The organism is Dyadobacter sp. HNCC25DJ183, from assembly GCF_056895175.1.
On sequence record NZ_JBXHAP010000010.1, the window covers coordinates 230,707 to 254,568 of the forward strand.

Annotated in this window: 15 protein-coding genes; 8 read left to right on the plus strand and 7 right to left on the minus strand. The window is 46.1% G+C overall.

Annotation, left to right across the window (positions count from 1 at the left end):
* Positions 1-22: 22 nt before the first annotated feature.
* From AC1XTG_RS24120 to AC1XTG_RS24130, 3 genes are all read right to left on the minus strand, one after another.
* A complete protein-coding gene (locus tag AC1XTG_RS24120) occupies positions 23-1,057 on the minus strand; it encodes a quinone-dependent dihydroorotate dehydrogenase (protein ID WP_056291547.1) in 1,035 nt (344 codons plus the stop codon).
* Between the two features lie 80 nt (positions 1,058-1,137).
* Positions 1,138-1,320 carry a hypothetical protein gene (locus AC1XTG_RS24125; RefSeq protein WP_484843736.1) on the minus strand — a complete coding sequence of 61 codons (183 nt, stop codon included), beginning with the start codon at positions 1,318-1,320 and terminating at the stop codon, positions 1,138-1,140.
* 47 nt (positions 1,321-1,367) lie between these two features.
* Positions 1,368-1,568, minus strand: a complete 201-nt coding sequence (locus AC1XTG_RS24130; protein WP_484843737.1) for a hypothetical protein — start codon at positions 1,566-1,568, stop codon at positions 1,368-1,370.
* Positions 1,569-1,845: 277 nt separating this feature from the next.
* On the opposite strand from AC1XTG_RS24130, the gene AC1XTG_RS24135 reads away from it, so the two are divergent.
* The 4 genes from AC1XTG_RS24135 (at position 1,846) to tamL (ending at position 12,718) form a co-directional block, all read left to right on the plus strand.
* Positions 1,846-4,272: a TonB-dependent receptor gene (locus AC1XTG_RS24135; RefSeq protein ID WP_484843738.1), complete on the plus strand. Its 2,427-nt coding sequence runs from the start codon at positions 1,846-1,848 to the stop codon at positions 4,270-4,272.
* Between the two features lie 250 nt (positions 4,273-4,522).
* Positions 4,523-5,236, plus strand: a complete 714-nt coding sequence (locus AC1XTG_RS24140; protein WP_484843739.1) for a hypothetical protein — start codon at positions 4,523-4,525, stop codon at positions 5,234-5,236.
* 125 nt (positions 5,237-5,361) lie between these two features.
* Complete coding sequence (locus AC1XTG_RS24145) at positions 5,362-10,299, plus strand: translocation/assembly module TamB domain-containing protein (protein ID WP_484843740.1); 4,938 nt, start codon at positions 5,362-5,364, stop codon at positions 10,297-10,299.
* Entirely contained in the window at positions 10,289-12,718 is a 2,430-nt protein-coding gene (gene tamL / locus AC1XTG_RS24150; RefSeq protein ID WP_484843741.1) for a translocation and assembly module lipoprotein TamL, read from the plus strand. The genes AC1XTG_RS24145 and tamL overlap by 11 nt, the downstream gene beginning before the upstream one ends.
* A 321-nt stretch (positions 12,719-13,039) precedes the next feature.
* Here tamL and mce read toward each other — a convergent pair whose 3' ends face one another.
* Together mce and rsgA are read right to left on the minus strand one after the other, a co-directional pair.
* Positions 13,040-13,447, minus strand: coding sequence for a methylmalonyl-CoA epimerase (gene mce, locus AC1XTG_RS24155; protein WP_056291554.1), 408 nt, complete (start codon positions 13,445-13,447; stop codon positions 13,040-13,042).
* 53 nt (positions 13,448-13,500) lie between these two features.
* Positions 13,501-14,436: a ribosome small subunit-dependent GTPase A gene (gene rsgA, locus AC1XTG_RS24160; RefSeq protein ID WP_056291556.1), complete on the minus strand. Its 936-nt coding sequence runs from the start codon at positions 14,434-14,436 to the stop codon at positions 13,501-13,503.
* Between the two features lie 309 nt (positions 14,437-14,745).
* Between rsgA and AC1XTG_RS24165 the strand changes: the two genes are divergently transcribed.
* On the plus strand, positions 14,746-15,969 hold the full coding sequence (locus AC1XTG_RS24165; RefSeq protein WP_056291558.1) for an ROK family transcriptional regulator: 1,224 nt from the start codon (positions 14,746-14,748) through the stop codon (positions 15,967-15,969).
* A gap of 18 nt (positions 15,970-15,987) precedes the next feature.
* Here the strand turns inward: AC1XTG_RS24165 and AC1XTG_RS24170 are convergent, their stop codons facing one another.
* On the minus strand, positions 15,988-17,190 hold the full coding sequence (locus AC1XTG_RS24170; RefSeq protein ID WP_484843742.1) for a 3-deoxy-D-manno-octulosonic acid transferase: 1,203 nt from the start codon (positions 17,188-17,190) through the stop codon (positions 15,988-15,990).
* A gap of 272 nt (positions 17,191-17,462) precedes the next feature.
* Here AC1XTG_RS24170 and AC1XTG_RS24175 point away from each other — a divergent pair, with 272 nt between their 5' ends.
* From AC1XTG_RS24175 to metK, 3 genes are all read left to right on the plus strand, one after another.
* Complete coding sequence (locus AC1XTG_RS24175; protein WP_056291560.1) at positions 17,463-18,236, plus strand: hypothetical protein; 774 nt, start codon at positions 17,463-17,465, stop codon at positions 18,234-18,236.
* Positions 18,237-18,296: 60 nt separating this feature from the next.
* Positions 18,297-19,175: a lipoyl synthase gene (gene lipA / locus AC1XTG_RS24180; RefSeq protein WP_056291562.1), complete on the plus strand. Its 879-nt coding sequence runs from the start codon at positions 18,297-18,299 to the stop codon at positions 19,173-19,175.
* Positions 19,176-19,382: 207 nt separating this feature from the next.
* On the plus strand, positions 19,383-20,663 hold the full coding sequence (gene metK, locus AC1XTG_RS24185; RefSeq protein WP_484843743.1) for a methionine adenosyltransferase: 1,281 nt from the start codon (positions 19,383-19,385) through the stop codon (positions 20,661-20,663).
* Between the two features lie 77 nt (positions 20,664-20,740).
* Here the strand turns inward: metK and AC1XTG_RS24190 are convergent, their stop codons facing one another.
* Positions 20,741-23,854, minus strand: coding sequence for an efflux RND transporter permease subunit (locus AC1XTG_RS24190; protein WP_484843744.1), 3,114 nt, complete (start codon positions 23,852-23,854; stop codon positions 20,741-20,743).
* Positions 23,855-23,862: the final 8 nt, after the last annotated feature.

The following is a 23,862-nucleotide window of genomic DNA, read 5'->3' on the forward strand; positions in this document are numbered from 1 at the left end:
GGGATGCGTGAAAGGTAATTTTCTACCTATTTCTGATCAGGGACTTACAAATGTTCTTCGCGAGCCCCGGACCTTCATAGATGAATCCGGTATATAACTGAATCAATGCAGCACCTGCATTTTTCTTCTCCAATGCATCCGCTGGCGAGGATATTCCACCTACGCCTATGACTGGAAAAGCATGATCCGATTTATCGCAAATGTAACGAATAACTTCCGTTGACCGATGTGTAAGTGGCGCCCCGCTTAGCCCGCCCGCACCTATTTGTCCGATCTCCTCAGCACTGGTACGAAGGTTATCCCGGGCGATTGTAGTATTGGTTGCAATCACGCCGGCGATTCCGGTTTCTTTTACAATATCGATGATATCGTCCAGCTGACTGGTGGTCAGATCCGGAGCAATCTTTAAAAATATAGGTTTTGGATTAAACTTCTCGCGATTCTTTTGTTGAAGCTCTTTCAGCAATGCAGTAAGCGGTGCCTTTTCCTGCAAGTCGCGCAGGCCCGGCGTGTTGGGGGAACTTACATTGACAACAAAATAGTCAACCACGTCGAACAACTCGCGGAAACAGATCAGGTAATCGCTCAATGCCTGGTCGTTGGGTGTATCCTTGTTCTTACCGATATTCCCTCCTACCAAAATCCCCGATTTGCGTTTACTAAGCTTAGCCGCCGCCACAGCAGCGCCTTTATTATTAAAACCCATCCGGTTGATGAGCGCCTTGTCTTTTTTTAACCGGAACAATCTCGGCTTGTCATTTCCCGGCTGCGGGCGGGGAGTTACCGTTCCGATCTCGATGAAACCAAAGCCCAATGCTTCCAGCTGATCGACCATTTCGGCATTTTTGTCAAACCCGGCCGCAAGTCCCACGGGGTTCCTAAACCGCAACCCTGCTACTTCGGTCACCAGGTCTGGATGCTCAAATGTGTACATCGACCGCAATAACTGGGGCACGAACGGGATTTTGAATGCAAAATGCAGCAGGTCGGTCACGAAATAATGGATCCGCTCCGCATCAAACAGGAAAAGTATAGGGGAAATGAGGATTTTATACATGCTGCAAAAATAGGTGGTTTCGCAGCAAGGGGTGGAAGCAAGAGGAATTTATTTTTGACTGTCCAAACGCCCCGGCAGGCTCACTGCTCTTTGCGTTTTGCTAATTCTTCGAGCATCTGATCTATCATCAGTATATCATTCAAATCGCGCGGGCGGCGCGACAGCAACTTTGCCTCGCGCAGGTCATTGATATGAATGAAATAAATGTCTCCGGCCTGCGTAGTGAAGCGTCGTGCCCTGCTGCGGCAAACGTGATAATCCATTCGAAAATGAATGAAAGTAAGAACATCAATGGGGCCATCATGATTTTCTAAATCCAATCGGGTCTGGAAATGATGATCCTTTTCGCAGAACCTGCCTGACTTTCCAAAGGAAAAAGACTTTTGTAGAGCTTTCTGAGCTGCCAGAATTTTTCCCATCGCTCTTCGAGCGATGATTCCAGATTATCCCTAAGCTGATCAGCGTCAAGCTGCTCGAAAGAATCGTAAATTTTGATTTCCTTCTTTTTCATAGTTGCCGGATCATTGGAAAAAGTCACACAAAGATAAGTAAACATAAAATTCTGAAAGAGAATCTTCCTGAACTTACAGCGCCGGATTGTTTATGAATGTTTCCTAATCTTAATTTTTTAATAATTTTATGTAATTGTTTCTGAGAAACGCGCGTTAGCAATATTCAGGTAACTTTGCAGTTCCCGGTTCAGATCCGGTTCTTTTTGGCTACTCCCACACTACCTTCGTTCGCCTTCCGGCAATTTAATTCCTGGTAAAAATCAAAATCCTATCCCCGTGACAAAATCTACTTTTCTGTGCCTCATTACCTTTCTAGCTTCTCCGGTCAGCCTTCTTGCAAACCATTCCCCAATTTTTACGGAAACATTTACGGTAACGTCACCGGCGGCTGAGGGTGGAAAGCTGGTAGGAAAAGTAGTAGAATCTCCGGCCAATACCGCCGTGAGTTTTGCCACCGTGGCACTGCTCGCCGCACGCGACTCGTCCATTACCGACGGTGTGGTAACGGACGAGAATGGCGCATTCACCATGGCGAATGTAGCTGCGGGCAGCTATTTGCTCCGCATTACCAACATGGGCTACCAAACTTTGTTTGTCCCCAATATTCGTGTTTCTCCCGAAGCCAATCTGATCGATCTTGGTTCTATTACCCTGATCCCGGAAGCACAAAAGCTTGCAGAAGTAGTTGTGAGAGGTGAAAAAAGCATGATCGTGGACGATATCGACAAAAAGATCGTCAACATCGGAAAAGATATGCTGGCTACCAGCAACAATGTAAGTGACCTGCTCGAAAAGGTACCCGCCGTTTCGCTCGACGAAAATGGCAATCCACAGGTTAGGGGAAAAGGCAATGTAGTGGTATTGATCGATGGAAAACCTTCCAATCTCTATGGCAGCGACCTTCCTACCATTCTTCAATCTTTCCCTGCCAACCTGATCGAAAGAATAGATGTAATGACCACGCCGTCGGCCAAGTATGAAGGCGAAGGCGCGTCGGGTGTTATTGATATTATAACCAAAAAGACGAAGATCCGCGGAACAAATGGGGGGTTGCGCCTTGGTCTGGGAAATAAAAACAACCATAACGTTTCCGGTAATCTCAGCTACCGCGCTGGTAAGTTCGGGCTTAATGCGTCGCTCAGCGGACAAAGCCGCGGGATGACGTGGAAGAGAACGCTGAGCCGCGACAATTTCCTCTCCGAAGCAAGCTCTCACCTCGAACAAAGCGGTACCGGTGCCAATAAAGGAAACAATGCATTCGGCAGGATCGGGATGAATTATGATTTCAATGAAAAGAATTCGCTTGAAGTCGGAATGAATTATTCACAAAACAACAACCGCAACAACAGCAACCTGCTCAATGAAACAAGCAACACTGCCGGCGCCGTGGTTGAAACTTTCCGCAGGTTGAACAACAGCAAGGGAAATGGAAATAACATGAACTTCAATGTGGACTACCGCAAGAAGTTTGATAAAAAAGACCACCAGTTTAACTTCACTACCAGCTACTCGCTCGGTGAGTCGGACGGTGAATCGTATTATGTGCAGGAAAGCGAGATTGACAGTCTGATGCGCAACCAGCAGAACCTGCGCAACAACAACCGGAATTCACTTTTTGTGAATGCGGATTACACCTGGCCTATTACATCAAAAGCGACCATTGAGACAGGTTTCAGGACAAGAATGAGCTCGAACGACAATACCAATTCGTTTTACAATAAAAATCTCGAATCCGGCGCGTATGTTTTTGATGAAAACATCAGTAACATCTTCGGATATAAAGACGCTACTTACACGGGCTTCATGACGTTTTCACAAAAAACAGACGATTGGGGAATGCGGGTTGGTTTGAGGGTGACAGATTACAACCAGGAAATTAACCAGATCAGTGCTGCCCGGAAGTTTGACGTGCATTTCCTTACGCTGGTACCTTCCCTGGCGCTTACCCGCAAGCTGAGCGATGCTTCGCAGCTGAAATTGAATTACAGCCGCCGCGTGCAGCGCCCCGAGGCTGACTGGCTCAATCCATTTACCGACGTATCCGATCCACGGAACATTCAATCGGGTAACCCTAACCTCCGGCCAGAGTTTACCCATAAGGCGGAAATGGGCTACTCGAACTACGAAGAGGCAGGCGGCTTCGGCCCGTCACTTTTTATGGATTACAGCAATAATGCGATCACACGTATCCGCACGCTCGACGAGTCGGGTATCTCTTTGACAAGATACGACAACGTGGGCCGCGAGCTTTCGTACGGCTTTGAAACAGATTTCTCGAAGAAGATCGGTGATATATTGAAAATCAATGGAAGCGGCAGGGTTTTCAGAAGTGAAGTTGTTTCGCAAGTCGCACAGATCGATAACCGCACGTGGAGCTATTCGGGTAACCTGAATGCATTTATCACACTTCCTGCCGACTTCCGCGCTTCGGCTTATGTGAATTACGAAGGTCCGCGAGCAATTGCGCAGGGTACGCGTGAAGGTGTTTTTATCGCCAATATGGGTATCCGGAAAGATCTTCTGGAAAAAAAGGCCACAATCTCGTTTAATGTGCAGGATATATTTTTGTCAAGAGCATATAAAAGTCAGCTGATGACAGAAACGTACTCTCAGAGCTCTTTATGGCAGCAGACAAACCGCCAGGTAAACCTTACATTCCAATATAGGTTCGGTAAGATCTCCGCAAGCGGGGACGACGCATAAGGAAAATGTCACCACGAAACACAATTGGGAAGGGCCTTCAAGCTCTTCCTTTTTTGTTTTACCCATATTATCATGGATATTCCAGCTAACCCGACGATATGGAATGGTTTTTGCAACTCCCGCAAAACAGCAGGCGTATAGGCTAAGATTAAACCTAGCGCGTCCTAACTGATCTAAAATGTTGAAATTGGGCGATGATCGAAAAAGTGCATTCCCAAACACATTTTAAACAAACAATAAGATGATACAAATGAAAAACACTTGGAGAATTCTGATCGCATTGATGCTGATCAATACTGCTTCCTTTGCTCAAAAACTACCTGCCGATTCCATTTTCAATAATTTCTATAAAGCAACGGGAGGTAAGGCACTTTGGGATGGTGTGAAATCTTACAGTCTGAAACGGAATTACAGTGCCGCCGCTGCTGCGCCTTATGACGCAAACATTACGGTTTCGTTGCCGGAACAATCTATCTACAAATCCAAAACCATCATGAAACGCAGTTTTGTGTATACGGTAAAAGGTGACCAGGGCTGGATCAAAGTTCCACTGGGGCAACGGATGGATGTGAAAGACCTGAGCCAGGCCGAGCAGCAGAACATGCGACTTGAAATGTACGATATGCTCGCGCCATTTATCGACTACAAAATCAGAGGCCTGATTGCTACCACGGTGGGTACCGAAACATTGAATGGTGTACAGGTTAACCAGGTAGAACTGCAGGGAAAAGGTGTCAAGTATAACCTGTATTTCGATGCAAAAACAGGCTTGCTGGTTCGCCAGAAAGAAACGAGCGGCGGAGTGGAAACTACGACCGATATGTCGGATTATACAAAATCGGCTTACGGTATTTCATTTCCTTCCAAGCTGGTCGAGATCAACACAGCTGACAAAAAACCTGTTACTATCAAGTCTGCATTAACAGTCAACCAGCCTGTTAGCGCAGATCTTTTTAAAAGGTAATTGTCAGGATAAATCGAAAATGAACTGGATAGCCGAACAGGACTTTGGCTGTCCAGCTTTTTTATAAAAACGGGACGCAATTTAAATCACCAGCCTTGAAATACGGGCCGGATCAAAAGCAAGGGATGAAGAAAGCATTAAAGGTACTGGCAATCGTAATCTTAACAATACTTATTCTGGTGGGTGTGCTGATCTGGGGGATTACAACACCTTACGGCCAGAATGTTCTTACATCCCAGGCGAATTCATTTTTACGTAAAAAGCTGAAAACGAAAGTCAATATCGAGAAAGTCCGCTTCGATATCCCCGACTGGATCCTGCTGGAAGGCGTTTACATTGAAGATACACACGGAGATACCCTTGCTGCGGGTAAAAGGCTGTATGTGGACCTGGACATGTTCAGCCTGATTAAAGGTAATATCGGGATCAACAAGGTGGAACTGGAAGGTATCAATGCAAATATCAATCGCGTATTGCCGGATACTACTTTCAACTTCCAGTTTATCGTAGACGCATTTGCAAGCACCGACACAACTACTGTAGAGGATACTACCGCTGCTCCGCTGGAAATGCGGCTTGACCAGATTTCACTGAAACAAGTGCGTCTGTCATACCGGGATGCGGTGACGGGAATGGACGCGATTGCGGTAATCGACTCGGCTCATGTTGAGTTTGATAAGTTCAACCCTACAAAATCACAGTACCACCCTACTATGGTGGCTTTGCTGAACAGCCAGGCGAAACTCCGAATGTACGCCCCGCTTAAAACGGCTGCAGCCGGCCCGCCACCTGAAACTGAACCGGGAGATACGTTGGATCTAAAACTAGGAGATATCCTGCTCAGCCAGTTCAAATTCCAGCTTGACGATGAAGTTTCGGGATTGAAAAACGGAGTATCTGTGGGAAAACTGCAGGGACATATTAATAAGCTTTTCATGGAGAGCCAGCAGGTGGATGTGAAAAACCTGAACCTGGAAAATATGTCGCTTTTCGCGGAGTTTGCTAAAAAGGCTAAAACTCCTGAGAAGAAAGATGCAGATACTACTGCTGCTGAAACGCCGGGATGGAATGTAAAAGTTGGCCAGATCAGGCTGGTGAATAACGATATCCGCTACGACGATAACAATACGGCGGCACTGCCGAAAGGACTTGATTTCGCTCACTTAAATGTAAAAGACCTGAACATTGATCTGCAGGATTTCGTGTTCTCTCCAGAAGTGATTTCAGGCGCATTGAAATCGGGCTCATTCAATGAGAAAAGCGGATTTAAGTTGCAGGAATTCCACACTAATTTTGCCTACGGAGAACAGGAAACGTACCTGCGGAACCTGCTCGTAAGAACCCCAAATACGATTTTACGCGACGAGCTGAGCCTGCGCTATGCGAACATGGACCAGCTCACCAAAGACATAGCGAAGGTAAAACTCAAACTAAGACTGACGAACAGCCGGGTATCCTTCTCGGACGTGCTCCTGCTGATGCCCGACCTGGCAAAAACACCTCCATTTGATAAAGAACCAAATGGCGTTGTGCAAGGGTCAGCCAACATTACCGGATCTGTGAATGATATGCTGATTTCGAAGGCGGACTTCCGGATGCTCGATGGAACAGTATTGAATGTAAATGGCCGCGTACAAGGATTACCGGAGGCAGAAAAGCTGGCAATGGACCTGAACATCAATGAGATTTCTTCCAGCAAGCAGGATCTTATGAAAATGCTGCCGGACAGCGCGGTACCTGCTTCTATCGAGTTGCCTGAAAACATCAAGATCTCCGGAAAAGTGAAAGGTTCGATGGAAAACCTGACGATGACTACTACCATCAATACTTCATTTGGCACAGGTACTTTTTCCGGAAATCTCAAAAACATCACCGACAGTCTCAAAGCCCAATACAACGGAACATTGGCATTCCAGGATTTCGATTTGGGTAAATTAATGAAACAGCCGCCGCAGGAAATGGGCAAGCTGACGCTCCGCACTGACCTGGAAGGTACCGGATATGCTCCTAACACCATGAAGGCGCGGCTCGATGGTACCATTGCAAGCGCGGATATTAAAGGATATGTATATCAGAATCTGCAGTTGAAAGGGGATATTGATCATGGTCTCGCCAATATCACTGCTGATATGCAGGACCGTAACATCGATGTAAACCTCACAGCGCAGGCGGATCTTTCCAAAGAGTACCCTACTGTTAAAGCAGATGTTTCCATTGATAACCTGGACTTGACTGCCTTGAATCTGTATGCGGATTCTCTGCAGGTGAAAGGGAACATTAAGGTAGATATGCCTTCGACCAATCCCGAAAACCCCATTGGAACTGTCAATATCAATAATCTGGTACTAACCCATCACCGCCGCCCGATTGGCGTGTCGGATATTAATATGGCGCTGACCGATTCAAGCGGACAAAAACAGGCGAATATAGACTCACCATTTTTGAAAGTGAAAATGGAAGGAGATTATTCCTATACCGAACTCAGCGACGCATTGCTGACCGAGGTTGGAAAGCACTTTAAAGCGCCAAGTCTGACTTATACAGAGGTAACCAAACCGGTCAACTTTACATTAGCAGCGACCGTTACCAACCACCCTGTTCTGCAAATGTTCGTTCCGCAGCTGCGGGAAATGAATGAAGTCCAGTTTAATGCGAAAATGGACAACCAGAAAGATTCGTCGATCGTAGCGCGGCTGAGCATTCCGATGGTGGATTACGACAGCATCCGGGTGGAGCGCGTTTCGGTGGATCTGAGCAGTGTTGAAGAGAATGCCGCATTGAATGCTAATGTCGGTTCAGTAAATACAGGCAGTTTCAGGATCCAGAATACTTCATTGCAAAGCAAGATTGTTGACAATGACGTTAAGTTCGATTTTGTTGTAAGAGACTCGGTTAATACGGAGCGGCATTCGGTGAAAGGTGATCTTGCTGTTGCTGATACCCGTTACCGTCTCAATCTGCGAGAAAACCTGCTCCTGAATTACAGCGAATGGGAAACTGATACTGCAGGCTACATTCAGTATGCGACAGACAGTTTGTATGTCAAAGATTTTGTGATCAAAAACGGTGAGCAATCGCTGACAATCAACTCTACCGAGCCGGTACCAAACAGTCCGTTGAATGTAGAAATGGCAAATATCTCCATTGGCAACCTGATCGAGATCGCTACCCGCGACTCTACAATGGCGACTGGGATATTGAATGGGAAGGTATTGCTGAGCAATTATATGGTTGCGCCCGTGTATACCGGCGAGCTTACCATTGACAGCCTCGCCGTAACCACGATCCCTGTTGGAAACCTTTCTTTGAAATCGACCAATGAGACGGAAAACCTGATCCGTGTAGCTATGTCGCTGGTAAGTGCGCAGAACGATATCAGCGTAGATGGAAGCTATAACCTGAAATCCGAAACTCCGATGGATTTCAAGATGGACCTTAAAAAGCTGAGTGCAAAAACGATTGAAGCATTTAGCTTCGGTGAATTGCAGCGGGCTGAGGGTAATCTGACGGGAGATATTGCAATTACCGGCTCAACCAGCAGTCCCAAACTGAATGGCGCACTGAACTTTGATAATGTCGCATTCAATGCAACGCAGCTGGGTTCACGGTACTCACTGGGCAACCAGAAGATCAATTTCAATGGCCAAACGATCAATTTCAACAACTTCACCATTGCCGATTCACTGAACCAGCAAATGAAGATCAACGGTAATGTGAACATTGCGAATATTCCGAATGTGGGTTATGATCTTTCCATTTCCGGTAAGAATTTCAATGTGCTGAATTCAACCCAAAAACAAAACGAGCTCTTCTTCGGAAAAGCGAATATTGATGCAAACCTGACTGTAAAAGGTGTGGGCAGCAAATCGGTGATCGACGGAAGCGTGAAAGTTGATCCGGGAAGCAACATTACCGTGGTACTGCCAAACGAGGCTACCGAAGCCGGCGATGCGACCAAAGGTGTGATCGAGTTTGTGGATATGAGTGATTCGACGCAGGTAGCGCAGGCAGATTCGGCAGAAAAGACGCAGCAGATCATGGTCGATTTTGCTTCGCAGATTTCGCTCGACGTAGCTGTAGATGACAAGTCCGAATTTAAAGTGGTGATTGATGAACTGAATGGGGATAATATCAGGCTTAAAGGAAATGCGCAACTGAACACAGGTATCGCTCCAAACGGACAACTCTTCCTGCTCGGTTCTTACGATTTGACGGAAGGTTCCTACGATCTGACATTGCAGATCCTGAAAAGACAATTTGAAATCAAAGACGGCAGTACACTACTTTGGACAGGCGATCCGATGAAGGCCGATCTGAATATTACCGCGGCTTACCCTGTAATGGTTGATCCGGGTTCGATTTCCTCCAAATTCCAAGGGGCAAGTAAGATTCCGGTGGAAGTACAAATCATTATTACCGGTAACCTGACTACGCCAAATATCACATTTAATATCAATCTGCCGAAAGCTCAGATCGACGAGCAGATCATCAGCGATATATCCAGCCAGAGATTCTGGGAGGATATGCAGGGCAATCCCGCAGAGATGAACAAACAGGCATTTGCCCTTTTAATCACCAACAAATTTATAACAGATCAATCTTCGCCCGGCTTTAACCTGGGATCTAGCGCAGAGGCAGTAGCCCGCCAGAGCGTAAGCCAGCTATTAACTGACCAATTGAACAATCTGGCATCGGATCTGATCAAAGGCGTCGACCTGGATATCGGCTTGAACTCAACGGCTGACCAGATTTCGGGTGCACGTACAGATTTAAATCTAGGATTGAGCAAAGCATTTTTGAATAACCGATTGAAGGTTTCAGTAGGTAAAAACTTCGAATTAGAGAGCCAGAATAACTCTGCAAGCTCCACGGAGGTTTTTGACAACATTGCCCTCGATTACTCGCTGACCAAAGACGGAAGATACCTGTTCCGTGGTTATCGCAAGAATCAATACCAGTCCATTCTGGAAGGTTTTATCGTCGAAACCGGCGTGAGTTTTATTATCACTGCGGATTATGATCTTTTCCGTGAAATTTTTCAAAGGCAGCGAAATGAAGAATAGTTTATTTGGAATATTGATTTCATGTGCATTGTTGACGGGCTGTTCGGTCAACAAATATGTTCCGGAGGGGCAAAGTCTTTATGTAGGCAGCAAAGTCAATGCACAGCCGGATAGTATTACCCGTCCCAATATTTCCGGCGTTGCCAGTCAGCTTGAAGGCATTATCAAACCGCCACCAAACAAAACGCTATTTGGTTTTCCCTGGAAGGTTTGGTTCTACTATTGGATCGGGGAACCCAAAGATGAGGGTGGATTGAAGAGCTGGTTCCGCAATAAACTGGGAGAGCCTCCGCGTTTTGCAACACAACGTGTAGCGGATATCAATGCTGATAACATGGTTTCTTTTCTTGACAATGAAGGCTACTACCGGTCTTCGGCTGAGGGTAAGCTTGTACAGAGCAAGAAGGCGAAGCGGAGAACCGCAACCATGGAATTTGATGTGTATGTCATGCCGCGGTATGTAATCAATGAAATAAGTTACGTTGTACCCGACAGCTCCCTGTTCAATAGGGACCTGGTTCTTGCTAAAAAAGATACTTACCTGAAAAAAGGTGACCCTGTCAGGCTGGATGTGATTTCATCTGAAAGAACCCGCATTGACAACGAGCTCAAAGGAAAGGGTTACTATCTATTCAATCCTGATTACCTGATCATCAAGGTTGACTCTACCATCGGGAGAGCCGACTCTACATTGGCGCCGCAGCAGGTTAATTTGTTTTTGGAAGTAAAAAACACAACTGCTCAAACCTCATTGAAGCAGTATTTTATCAACCGTATTTATGTCAACACAGGAACTGATGAAAATAAATCTGCGGACACAGTAACAAACCAGCCAATACGCCGGGGATTGAACATCACGGATCCGGGCAAGCTATATAAGAGACGGATTTTCTATGATGCTATCGGATTTCGTCGTGGTAGCATGTATAACAACAAAATGCATGATGTTTCATTGCAGCGACTTGTCAACCTGCAAAACTTCAAGTTCGTACGTAACCGGTTTGAGCTGGTACCGCGTTCGGATTCTGCATTGTTGGATGTTTATTACGACTTGGCTCCATTAAAGAAAAAAGCCCTACAAACTACAATTGCTGCAAGTACCAAGTCCAATAACTTAGGAGGATCGCAGCTGGATGTAACCTGGCGCAACAGGAACACCTTTAAAGGGGCTGAAATGCTGTCAATCAGTCCGTACTTTGGATTTGACGTACAGCTCGGTGGCGGACAGCGCGATAATTCGAACCAGCTGGGAAGGGAATATATCAGGTACGGAGCACGTGCCGATTTGTCTTTCCCCAGATTTGTCGTGCCCTTTGTAAGGATCAGGCCGGAAAAAAGCCAGGCGCTACCGAAGACTATCCTATCACTTACTTATGAAAACAGGGTGCAGCGTAATTTTTACACTACTACATCCATTCGTGGTGACTGGTCTTATGTTTGGAGAAAAAACCAGGAAGTGGAGCATACACTTACGCCAATCTCCATCAACTTTGTAGAACCAAGGAATGTAAATGGAGAGACTCTGGACGCAATTGTATTTGATCCAAATACTAATCCGCTTGATGTTAAAAGGTACCTTGACATACTCAGCCAGAAATACCTGATCGCAGGTTCCAACTATTCCGTTTCATACCGGCCAACTCCCAAACCATTCAGTCGAAACCAATTTGCGCTGACAGGAGGAATTGACTACGGTGGCAACTTGCTGAGTCTCTTCGCAAAAAGGCCTGTCGGCGATACTTTGCCGAAAGAGTTCTTGGGAGTTCCCGTATTTCAGTATATCAAATTGGATGGTGATGTAAGATATTACAGAACTATAACCCCGGGTATTAAATGGGCAAACAGGCTTTTGCTGGGAGCTATTCGCCCGTATGGGAATTCCAGGACAATGCAAACTCCTCAATTCAAGCAGTATTTTGGAGGGGGAAGTACGGGTATCAGGGCGTTCCGGGCCAGGTCACTTGGGCCTGGATCTTACCCTCCTGATACGCAACAAATAAGTTTATATGGGTACCAGTCTTTTGCGGATATCCGAATGGAGTTCAACAGCGAACTTCGCTTTAAACTAACTAATCTGATTAACATAGCAGCGTTTGTTGATGCAGGAAACATCTGGGCTTTTGGTGACTCATTACGGGCCGGATTTGATTCGCGGGGAATAATAAAAAAGGATTTTCTCAGAGAATTGGCAGTTGGCGGCGGCATCGGCCTGCGGCTGGACTTTTCATTCCTGGTTTTCCGCCTCGATCTTGCCACGCCTTTCCGGAAGCCCTGGTACAAAGGTCTAGCTGATCCTGACAACCCCGACGATCCTACAAGAAACAAGAACCCCTGGGTGTTCAATGAGGTTAATTTCCGGGACAAAGCCTGGCGGCGCGAGAATCTTGTACTGAATATTGCGGTGGGGTTACCGTTTTGAGTCTGAATTACGCTATCGCGAAAATGATGATCTCATGCCCTGCCGTAAAATAAACAGACTGCCAGCCAGACAAACGCTATTAACCAGATAACGCGCGTTTTACTGCGCCCAGACCAATTCCTGATTGTAAAGTAAATTATTGCTTCCGCTGTAAGAGATAATGCAGCGGCAAGCATATAATATCGGAACGGAAGTCTTTCAGACGGGACATTGTTTTCAACCAAAACACAAAATATCGAGAACAGGAAACTTCCTATAATTATATACTGCCACAGGTTTTTACTCAGATCTTTTGGGGTAGACTGGTCCATAAGGTGTGATTTAAGAGTCTGCAATCTCCTGACATAACTCAATTAAAATCCCATTGGTACTTTTCGGATGGAGAAAGCATACCAGCTTATTATCGGCGCCGGGTTTGGGTTCGGGGTTCAGGAGGGTGAAACCTTCTTTTTGAAGCCGCTCCATTTCGGCATATATATCTGCTACTTCAAAGGCGACGTGGTGAAAACCCTCGCCTTTTTTTTCTATAAACCGGGCAATTACGCTATCCTCCTTCGTTGCTTCCAGCAACTCGATTTTCGTTTGGTTGATTTTGAAAAACGAAGTAGCGACGCTTTCAGATTCTACGATTTCCTGTTTGTAGGGCTGCACATTGAAAAGCGCAGAAAAAAGCTTCTCAGCAGCCGCCAGCTCCTTCACCGCAATCCCAATATGCTCCACATTGATCATATCAAAAAACTAAAAACTTATAGACTCTAAACTCATAAACTCTAAACTCATACTCACTTCCTGTTATCCTGCCCACCCACCATGCTCAAATAACTCTCATACCTGCTGAATGCAATGTCACCCTCCGACACTGCATCTTTCACAGCACAGCCCGGCTCATTAATATGCTGACAATTATTAAACCGGCACTTGTTTAAGAGCTCGCGCATTTCAGGAAAATAATGACTGATCTCCGAAGCTTCCATATCGGCGAGGCCCAGCTCTTTGATACCCGGCGAATCAATAATGAAAGTGCCGGGTTCCAGCTCGAACATTTCGGCGAATGTGGTCGTATGTACCCCCTTGTTGGCAAACGTGGAAACTTCCTGCGTTTTAATGGAAAGATCAGGTGCAATCGCATTCACAAGCGTGGACTTACCCACACCAGAGTGGCCGGAAAGCAGCGAAACCTTGCCGCTTAGCAATGCAGCGAAATTATCCAGCCCCTGCTCGCTCAATGCAGTCGTTGCCAGACAACGGTAACCGAGGCTGCTGTAAAGCTCCATCAGCTCCGATTGAAACTCTTTCATTTCGTCGTTCAGCAAATCCTGCTTGTTAAAAATAAGTACACCAGGTATCCTGAACGATTCGATAGCCACCAGAAAACGGTCAATAAAGCCGAGGGATGTTCTTGGGAACACCAGTGTGGCGATCAGAATTGCCTGATCCACATTGGCTGCAATTAAATGTGCGTGGGCCGTTTTGTGGACTGATTTACGTATCACATAATTCTCCCTGGGCAGTATTTCGTGAATAATACCGAAATTCTCTCCCTCATCTTCCTCCTCAAAATTGACGTAATCGCCTACCGCTATCGGGTTGGTTACCTTCAATCCCAACGCTTTGAATTTGCCCTTCAACCTGCATTGCCAGATATGTCCGTCGCGGCTGTCGCGCACTTCATACCAGGATCCGGTTGACCTTAATACCAAGCCTTTGATCAAGCTCATTCTATGTTTTTTTCGACTAAGTACAGAAAATAAACAGCAGTTTTCCAAACCACATGAAAATTAATGCCACTTTAAATAAATGCGGATCGCTATTCCAGTAGTTTTTAGTTTTAAATGGTTTTATTTGGCAAAATACCATACCTAACTACTAGGGTAAACATCACCCATAAGTCTCCATCGGTTACCCGCAACGAATTTTATTAAATAATATTTTTTAAAAAAATCGATCATGCGCAGCTTTTTTCCTACATTAGTTCGCATTTATCATAAAGAATATTAATAATACACCTACAAAAGAGCTTTACCTTGATGGACTTAGTTGCCGAAGAACCGAATTCGGTCATTGATATTCGAAAAAATCGCATTAAAAGCAATCTGCTGCTTCATTTATATCAAAATGGCGATACTTCAATTAACAAGATGGCGCGGCTTTTCCACGCCAGTATTCCATCGGCAACCGGAATAGTCAACGACCTGATCAGGGAAGGCTGGATTACTGAAACAGGTACCGGACCCGCACGCGCTGGCCGCCCGCCGGTACTCTACGGTCTGAATGCAAAAAAGTACCTTACCCTGATCATGGATATCAACCGGCACGACACCCAGCTGGTTGTATTTGATCTGCATAATCAGCTCGTTGTCAAGAAGAAAGTTGATATCCGTCTTGACGATTCCACGACCTTTCTGGAACAACTTTTCGAACAAACCGACGAGTTTTTAAACTCCAATAATATCAATATCAGCAAGCTCTGGGGAATAGGCGTGTCCATGCCCGGACTGATCAATTCATCGCAGGGTATCAATTTGACATACCCGAACCTGACTGCACCCGGGGAACCGCTGATCGTGCGATTGAAGAAGCATTTTAAAGTACCGATCTGTCTTTTCAACGATACAAAAGCGACTACCATCGGAGAGCACCGTTTCGGGCTGGCAGCTCAAAAATCGCAGGTACTTACAATCAACATTGACTGGGGTGTCGGATTGGGCATTATCATTAATGGAGAAGTATTCAATGGAGCTTCCGGGTTTGCCGGTGAATTGGGCCACATCCAGGTGAAGCCTGACGGAATGCTGTGTCACTGCGGGAAAGTAGGTTGCCTGGATACGATTACCTCCGCGATCGCGCTGATACGTCGCGCAAAAGAAGGTATCGCGTCAGGCCGGGCCACGATCCTTACGCAAATTGTGAATGGTGATCTGAGCCGGCTTGAAACGTCTCATATTATAGAAGCAGTGCACGCCGGAGACGAGTTTTCCATTGACCTGCTCAGCAATGTAGGCATAGAACTTGGCAAAGGTCTGGCGACGGCTGTACACCTTTTCAACCCAGAAGTAATTATTGTCGGCGGCTTGCTAGCTGAGGCAGGACCTTTCATTTCGAACCCGATAGAACAGGCGATCAACAAATACTGTTTATCTGACTTCAAGAACTCGCTGTCGATCCATATCTCCAAACTAGGTGCAAAGGCCCGCTTGCTGGGAACCCAGGCGCATTTGTTCGAACACTTGATTGTAAAAGAATTTCCGTGATAGAAGGGCTGGCGCTGGTCAGCCCATTATTTCTTTTACCTGATCCATTATAATCGACGTAGCACCAGTGCCGCTAGCTACGTAATCCCTGGAAATACTTCCCGCCTGAGACCTGTAAGCGTCATCTTGCAGCATTTTGGTTAGCAGCAGCCCGGTATCTGTACTGTTGGTTACTGCAAATGCACCACCAAGCCTGACAAGATCTGCTGCTTCCTGAAAGCGCTGATAGCTTTTGTTCCCAAAAATGACGGGCAATCCGAAAGTCGCCGCTTCCAGGATATTGTGTAGTCCCGCGCCGAAAGATCCGCCTATAAAAGCGAGCTCTCCATATCGGTAAAGGGATGAAAGCATTCCGATGTTGTCAATAATAAGATAATCAAAGGCAGCTGTGTTCATTCCTGCTTTAAGCTCCGAATAGCGGATCGTTTTTCCCGAAAGCTGCTTCCGCCAGGCTTCGATCTCTTCACTTTTGATCTCGTGTGGAGCAATAACTGCCTTCAAGCCGCTCCCGATTTTGTTCAGAGCTGGAATCAAAACCTGCATATCCGCTTCCCAGACTGAACCTGCAATCAGACAGGTCTTACTATTTTTGAATGCCGCTATTTCAGGGAGGTCACGCGCATTCAATGCGATTTCGCTAACCCGGTCGAACCTGGTATCGCCCGCAATACTGCAAGACGAAATTCCGATCCCATTCAACAACCGGACAGACTCCTCATTTTGAACAAACAGATAGTCAAGACTAGCGAGCATCTGACGATGAAGAAAACCGTGTGGTTTAAAATAGATTTGTTGAGGACGGAAAATGGCTGAAAATGAAATGGTGTAGCAATGCTGCTGTTTGAGCTCCTGCAGGTAGTTCAGCCAGAATTCGTATTTGATAAAGAATGCAATCCTCGGCTTTACAATTCGGACAAACTCAGCCGCATTGGCGCGGGTGTCGATCGGGAGGTAGGCGATATAGTCAGCGCCTGTATAATTCTTTCGTACTTCGTAACCGGATGGAGAGAAAAATGTCAGCAGTATAAAGTGGGTCGGATAGGCAATTCTGTAAGCTTCTATAACCGGTCTACCCTGTTCAAATTCACCCAGAGAGGCTGCATGAAACCAGGCAGCAGGTCTGTTTTTCGGCTGCTTTGAAAACTGCTCTTCCAACCTTTTCAGCACGCTATTTCTCCCTTCAACTCCCAGCTTTATCTTTTGACTAAAAGATGCAGCCATTTTTACAACCGACGCGAACAGTTGTATAGCAATCTGATAAATAAAATTTCCCAAGGATTCTGATTAAAAGGGGATTAGAGAGAAAAAATGTTTCCAGGAACGCTCAGATTTCAGGCTATCTGGCAGGCTTTTTTCCCTCTTCTTTCGTTTAAAGAACATAAAAGTACAAAAAACCGTTAAAGTGGAGTCAGCATAAGATTGCTTACCCGATTATTTTGTATTTTCACTTTTTAGAAGACACATACCTATTCACGGAGAACTTATTTTACGAAATGATGCGTGTAAAACTTTTACTTTCAGTATCTATCCTGTTTGCACTATCAACAGATATATACGCTCAACGCCGTGCGGCAAAGAATGAGGACAGTGAGGAGAGCTATAAATCTTTCACCTCGGTAGGTATCACTACAAATACGAACTCAGGTATCCTTGGCGGGGCTGTCTTCCGTCAATCTTCCGCGCTTCCTTCCAAGCTTTTTGGCAAAAACCAATATAGATATCTGGCTGTGGAAGTGGTGAATGTTAAACATCCGAAAGAGCTTTCAACGCAGGATTTTGTTACCGGCGCCCGCCTGGTTTTCGGAAAGGAAAATTATCTTTTCGTGGTAAGACCAGAATACGGACGGGAGCTATCGCTGTTCAGCAGGCAGGATGACGAAGGGATTTCGATCAGCGCGATTGTAGCTGCCGGACCTTCTCTCGGTCTTGAAAAACCTTATATGGTGCAATTCCAGTCCTCGGATGGTCGTGTTATCACAGAGCCTTTCGATCCCGTTAAGCACGCGGGAAGTACGCAGAGCACAGGTATTGTAGGCGCAGGAAGTTTCTTCCAGGGTTTTGGTCAAATGAAGGTGGTACCCGGCTTGCACATAAAAACCGCAATGAGTTTTGAATTAAGTGCATTCAGGGAGAACGTTACTGGCCTCGAAATTGGTTTTGTAGCAGAAGCGTTCACCAGAAAAGTTCAGATCATGGCATTTGCCGAAAACCGCAGCCTGTTTACGTCGGGTTATCTCACACTTTATTTCGGAAGCAAAAAACGCTAGTTCCCATTACAAATTGGCTGACCGCTCAACAAAACCGGCTGGCCAGAGATTACAGATTTTATGATTGAATTACCAGTTATTCCATCGGAGCGCAAAAAAAGGCCCGATTGGTTGAGAGTTAAACTTCCCGCAGGACCAGAATTCAGGAAAGTAAGGCAGCTTGTTGATAACTATAAACTGCATACAATTTGTGAAAGCGGCAACTGTCCCAATATGGGAGAATGCTGGGGAGCCGGGACAGCTACTTTCATGATCCTGGGAAATGTTTGTACACGAAGCTGCAGCTTTTGCGCAGTAGCAACAGGCCGCCCCAGCGAATACGATACAGACGAGCCCAGGCGCGTGGCAGAGGCGATTAAGCTGATGCAGGTAAAACACGCAGTACTTACATCCGTTAACCGCGACGAGCTGAAAGACAAAGGCGCCGAGATATGGTACCAGACGGTGAGGCAAGTGAAAGAGAACACGCCTGAAACAACAATCGAAACTTTAATCCCGGACGTAAAAAGCAACTGGGATGCATTGATCCGAATGATTGAAGGCGGCCAGGAAGTGGTGTCGCATAACATGGAAACCGTGGAACGTTTATACCGCGCAGTGCGCCCGCAGGCTAAGTACGCCCGCAGCCTTGAACAGATTAAAAGGACGAAAGAATATGGTCAGCGGACCAAATCCGGCATTATGCTGGGACTGGGCGAGACGCAGGACGAAGTGTATAAAGCAATGGACGATCTGGCGGAAAACGGTCTGGATATCCTTACCCTCGGCCAATACCTGCAGCCAACCAAAATGCACCACGAGGTGATCGAATGGATCACCCCTGAAATGTTTGAAAACTACAAAGAGGAAGGATTGAGACGGGGACTGAAGTATGTAGAGTCCGGACCGCTTGTACGTTCCAGCTATCATGCGGAAAGACACGTGAATGTTCCTATCTGATTTTCACCAAATGAAAAAGCCTGTCTGGATTGATCCAGACAGGCTTTTTCATTTTTAGCTTCCTTATTTCACCTTAATTATTACCCGCTCAGGCCCTCGTTTTTCAGTTTGTTTTATTTGGTTAATGACTTAAAAAAAGTCAATTTTGTCTTTTAGTCTATACACTACATTGCAGTCTCTACAGATCAACTTTCATCAATTCAGTTTATGCCGTACTTATTCACCTCGGAGTCCGTATCTGAAGGACACCCAGACAAGGTAGCAGATCAAATATCAGATGCGCTCATTGATAACTTTTTAGCCTGGGATACAGATAGCAAAGTGGCTTGTGAAACTTTGGTAACAACTGGCCAGGTAGTGCTCGCAGGAGAAGTTAAAACCAACACCTATCTCGATGTTCAGAAAATTACGAGAGAGGTAATCAGACGAATAGGATATACCAAGAGCGAGTACATGTTTGAAGCCAATTCCTGCGGGATTTTGTCTGCCATTCATGATCAGAGCGCAGATATCAACCAGGGTGTTGACCGTGCAGTATCCTCTTCAAGCTTCGAAGAAAAAGCAAATGCACAAGGTGCGGGTGACCAGGGTATGATGTTCGGCTACGCAACGCGCGAGACTGAAAACTACATGCCACTTGCGCTCGACCTTGCTCACAAGATACTTCAGGAAATGTCGGCTATCCGTAATAACGAGGCCAGCCTGATTCCTTACCTTCGTCCGGATGCAAAGTCGCAGGTAACAATTGAGTACAGCGACGATAATGTGCCTCAGCGCATTGACACGATAGTGGTTTCTACCCAGCACGACGACTTCGATTCAGAAGAAGCAATGCTGGCAAAAATCAAGCAGGATATTATCAGCATTGTAATACCACGTGTAAAATCCAAGCTGACTCCTGAACTTCAAAAACTATTTACAGGTGAAATTACCTATCACATCAACCCAACCGGCAAATTCGTAATCGGTGGCCCGCACGGTGATACAGGCTTGACTGGAAGAAAAATCATCGTAGATACTTACGGTGGAAAAGGTGCACACGGCGGTGGCGCATTCTCAGGAAAAGATCCTTCCAAAGTGGATCGCTCAGCCGCTTACGCAACTCGGCACATCGCTAAAAACATGGTAGCATCCGGTCTGTGCGACGAAGTACTTGTTCAGGTATCTTACGCGATCGGTGTTGCAAAACCTTGCGGTTTGTATATCAATACCTACGGAACTGCGAAAGTAGCTGACCACGACGGTGTAATTGCAGAAAAAATTGCTGAGATCTTCGACTTGCGTCCATACGCAATCGAGCAGCGCCTGAAACTGCGTAACCCAATGTACTCGGAAACTGCGGCTTACGGTCACATGGGACGCAAAAATGAGATCGTTACCAAGTATTTCAAAGGCGCAAATGGCGAAGAGAAACAAGTAGAAGTCGAACTTTTCACCTGGGAAAAACTTGATTTCGTTGACAAGATCAAAGAGAAGTTTTCGATCTGATTTAATCTGAAATTATATAAACTAAAAATGCCAGCATCCGTGCTGGCATTTTTAGTTTATATAATCTTCCGGACAGATCAAAACTGAGCCTGCTCTTCTAGTTCGCTATCGTGTGCGATGCGCTCGATCATTCGCATTTTCTCGTAGTTCTTAGGCCGTGAGAAGAATGTGTAAATGGCTGGGATTACATATAAAGTCAAAACAAGCGAGAACAGCAATCCTCCCATAATAACAATCCCCATGGACATCCGGCTTTTACCCGCTGAGCCCAGCGCCATTGCAATGGGTAATGCGCCCAGGATTGTCGCCAGACTCGTCATTAAAATCGGCCTGAATCGCAGGGTAGCTGCTTCCAGTGCGGCTTCCTGAATACTCCTGCCCTGCTCCCGTAGCTGGTTTGCAAATTCCACAATCAGGATACCGTTTTTAGTTACCAGCCCAATCAGCATGATCATTCCGATCTGCGAGAAGATATTTAGAGTCTGATCAAAGAACCAGAGTGAGAACACTGCTCCTCCGATAGCCAGCGGCACGGTGAACATGATTATAAACGGATCCACAAAGCTTTCGAACTGGGCTGCCAGAATGAAATAGATCAGTATCAATGCAAGGAAAAACGAGAACATTGTATTGGACGAGCTTTCGGCATAGTCACGCGAAGAGCCGCTGAGTGACGTTTGAATGGATTCATCTTTCAATTTATCCCTGATCCTGTCCATTGCAGCAATTCCGTCACCAATGGTTTTTCCGGGCGCAAGTGCGGCTTGTACCGTCGCGCTCATGTAGCGATTATAGTGAAACAGCTGCGGCGGACTGCTTTCCTCCTCCGCTTTCACGATGTTATCCAGCTGCACCAGCGTTCCGTTGGCCGTTTTTACAAACATACTTTTCAAGTCGAGCGGCTCGTCCCGGTTTGTGCGATCGTACTGACCTATAACCTGGTACTGGCGACCATTCATCGTGAAATAACCAAAACGTTGACCTGCAAATGCAAGCTGCATAGTTTGCGCTACGTCCTGAACAGATACGCCAAGTGACTTCGCCTTTTCCCGGTCAATGGATATCTGGATTTCGGGCTTGCTGAATTTCAGGTTAACATCAGTAATCGCGAATGTCGGGTCGTTTGAAGCTTCCTCCATGAATTTGGGCAGGTACTCCCGCAACTTTTCGAAATCGGGCGCCTGGATCACATACTGAATGGGCAAGCCGCCGCGCGAATCCACAGAGATTGTCTGCTGCTGCACTACAAAAGACTTGGCGTCAGGCATTTGCTTCAACTTCTGGTTGATATAGTCCGCAATTTCCTGCTGCGACTCTTTCCTGAATTTCTTATCAACCAATGCAATCCTTCCGCTGCCCGTATTGGCCGCACCCAAACCAGAGTTACCCGGCGAAGTGATCAACATCAGCCCCTTTCTACCCGGCATGGAATCCATTAACATTTCACTTACATTTTGCACATACCGGTCTGTAAACTCAAATGAAGAACCTTCTGGCGCAGTCATATTGATCCGGAACCAGTTGCGGTCATCCAAGGGCGCCAGCTCGGATTGAAGGTCTTTTCCAAAAAACCAGATCATACCCACCGTCACCAAAACCAGCGGCACAGCTACCCAGCGCATCTTCAAAAACTTGCCCAGCGCAGTTCCGTAGTTCTCAGTTATTTTTTCAAAAAAGGGCTCCGTCTTTTCATAAAACCAGCTCTTTTGATGCGTTTTACGAACCAGGTATGCATTCAGCATAGGTGTTAATGTGAGCGATACAAATGCAGAAATCAATACTGCTGCTGATATCACGATCCCGAATTCCCTGAAAAGCTTCCCAACAAATCCTTCCATAAAAATCACCGGCAGAAACACGGAAGCCAGCGTAATGGAAGTTGACAAAACCGCGAAAATGATCTCATTGGATCCCTTAATAGCCGCTTCAATGGGGCTCATTCCCTGCTCTATCTTTTTAAAGATATTTTCCGTGACCACAATTCCATCGTCGACTACCAGGCCAGTCGCCAGTACAATTGCAAGCAGCGTAAGTACATTGACCGAAAAGCCCATGATATACATAATGAAGAACGTCCCGATCAGCGAAACCGGAATATCAATCAATGGACGGAATGCGATCAGCCAGTCGCGGAAGAAGAGGTAAATGATAATAACCACGAGAACAATCGCGATCAGCAGCGTTTCGCCTACTTCCTCAATCGACCGTTCTACAAAAATGGTATTGTCGATCAGCGTATCCAGCTCATAATCTTTCGGCAGCTCCTTTTTAATATCCGCCATTCTCTTATTCACCTCTTCGGCGATATTGAGGTAATTGGCGCCCGGCATCGGGGATATCGCAAGACCGATCATCGGCACATTGTCCAGACGGAGAATTGTTTCTTCGTTTTCAGGTCCTAATGTTGCGTGGCCGATATCTTTGAGGTGGATGGTTTGAGTGGATGAATTTTTAACGATCATCTCATTAAAATCATTTTCCGTGCGGAACCTTCCGATCGTCTTGACGGTCAATTCAGTATTGTCGCCTGCCAGCTTTCCACTCGGCAACTCTACATTCTCCTTATCGAGCGCGACTTTCACATCCTGCGTCGTAATACCCAGCGCGGCCATTTTAATAGGATCCATCCAAATCCGCATGGCGTATTTTTTCTGCCCGAAAATGCGGATCTCACTTACTCCCTCAATGGTTTGAAGGCGCTGCGCGATGACGTTTTCAGCATAGTCACTTACTTCCAGATGTGAGCGCGTGTCGCTTTTGAAAGTAAGTACAATAATAGGTTCAGAATTGGCGTCGGCTTTACTTACAACAGGCGGGCCGTCAATATCAAGCGGTAAAGTCCGCGAAGCCGAACCTACTTTATCCCGGACATCATTGGCAGCCCGCTCCATATCTACTCCAATATCGAACTCAACAGTAATCTGGCTTGTACCCTGGCTGCTCGTGGAGTTAATGGATTTTATTCCCTCAATGCTGTTCAGCTGCTTTTCGAGGGGTTCTGTGATCTGGGACTCAATGATATCTGCATTCGCGCCGGTATAGCTCGTCCTGATCGAAACGACCGGCGGATCAATGGAGGGGAATTCACGCATTCCCAGAAACTTATACCCCAGAAAACCGAAAAGAATAATCAGCAGGTTCATGACAATCGCAAGAACCGGCCGTTTGATTGAAAGAGTTGAAATACTCATAAATAAGT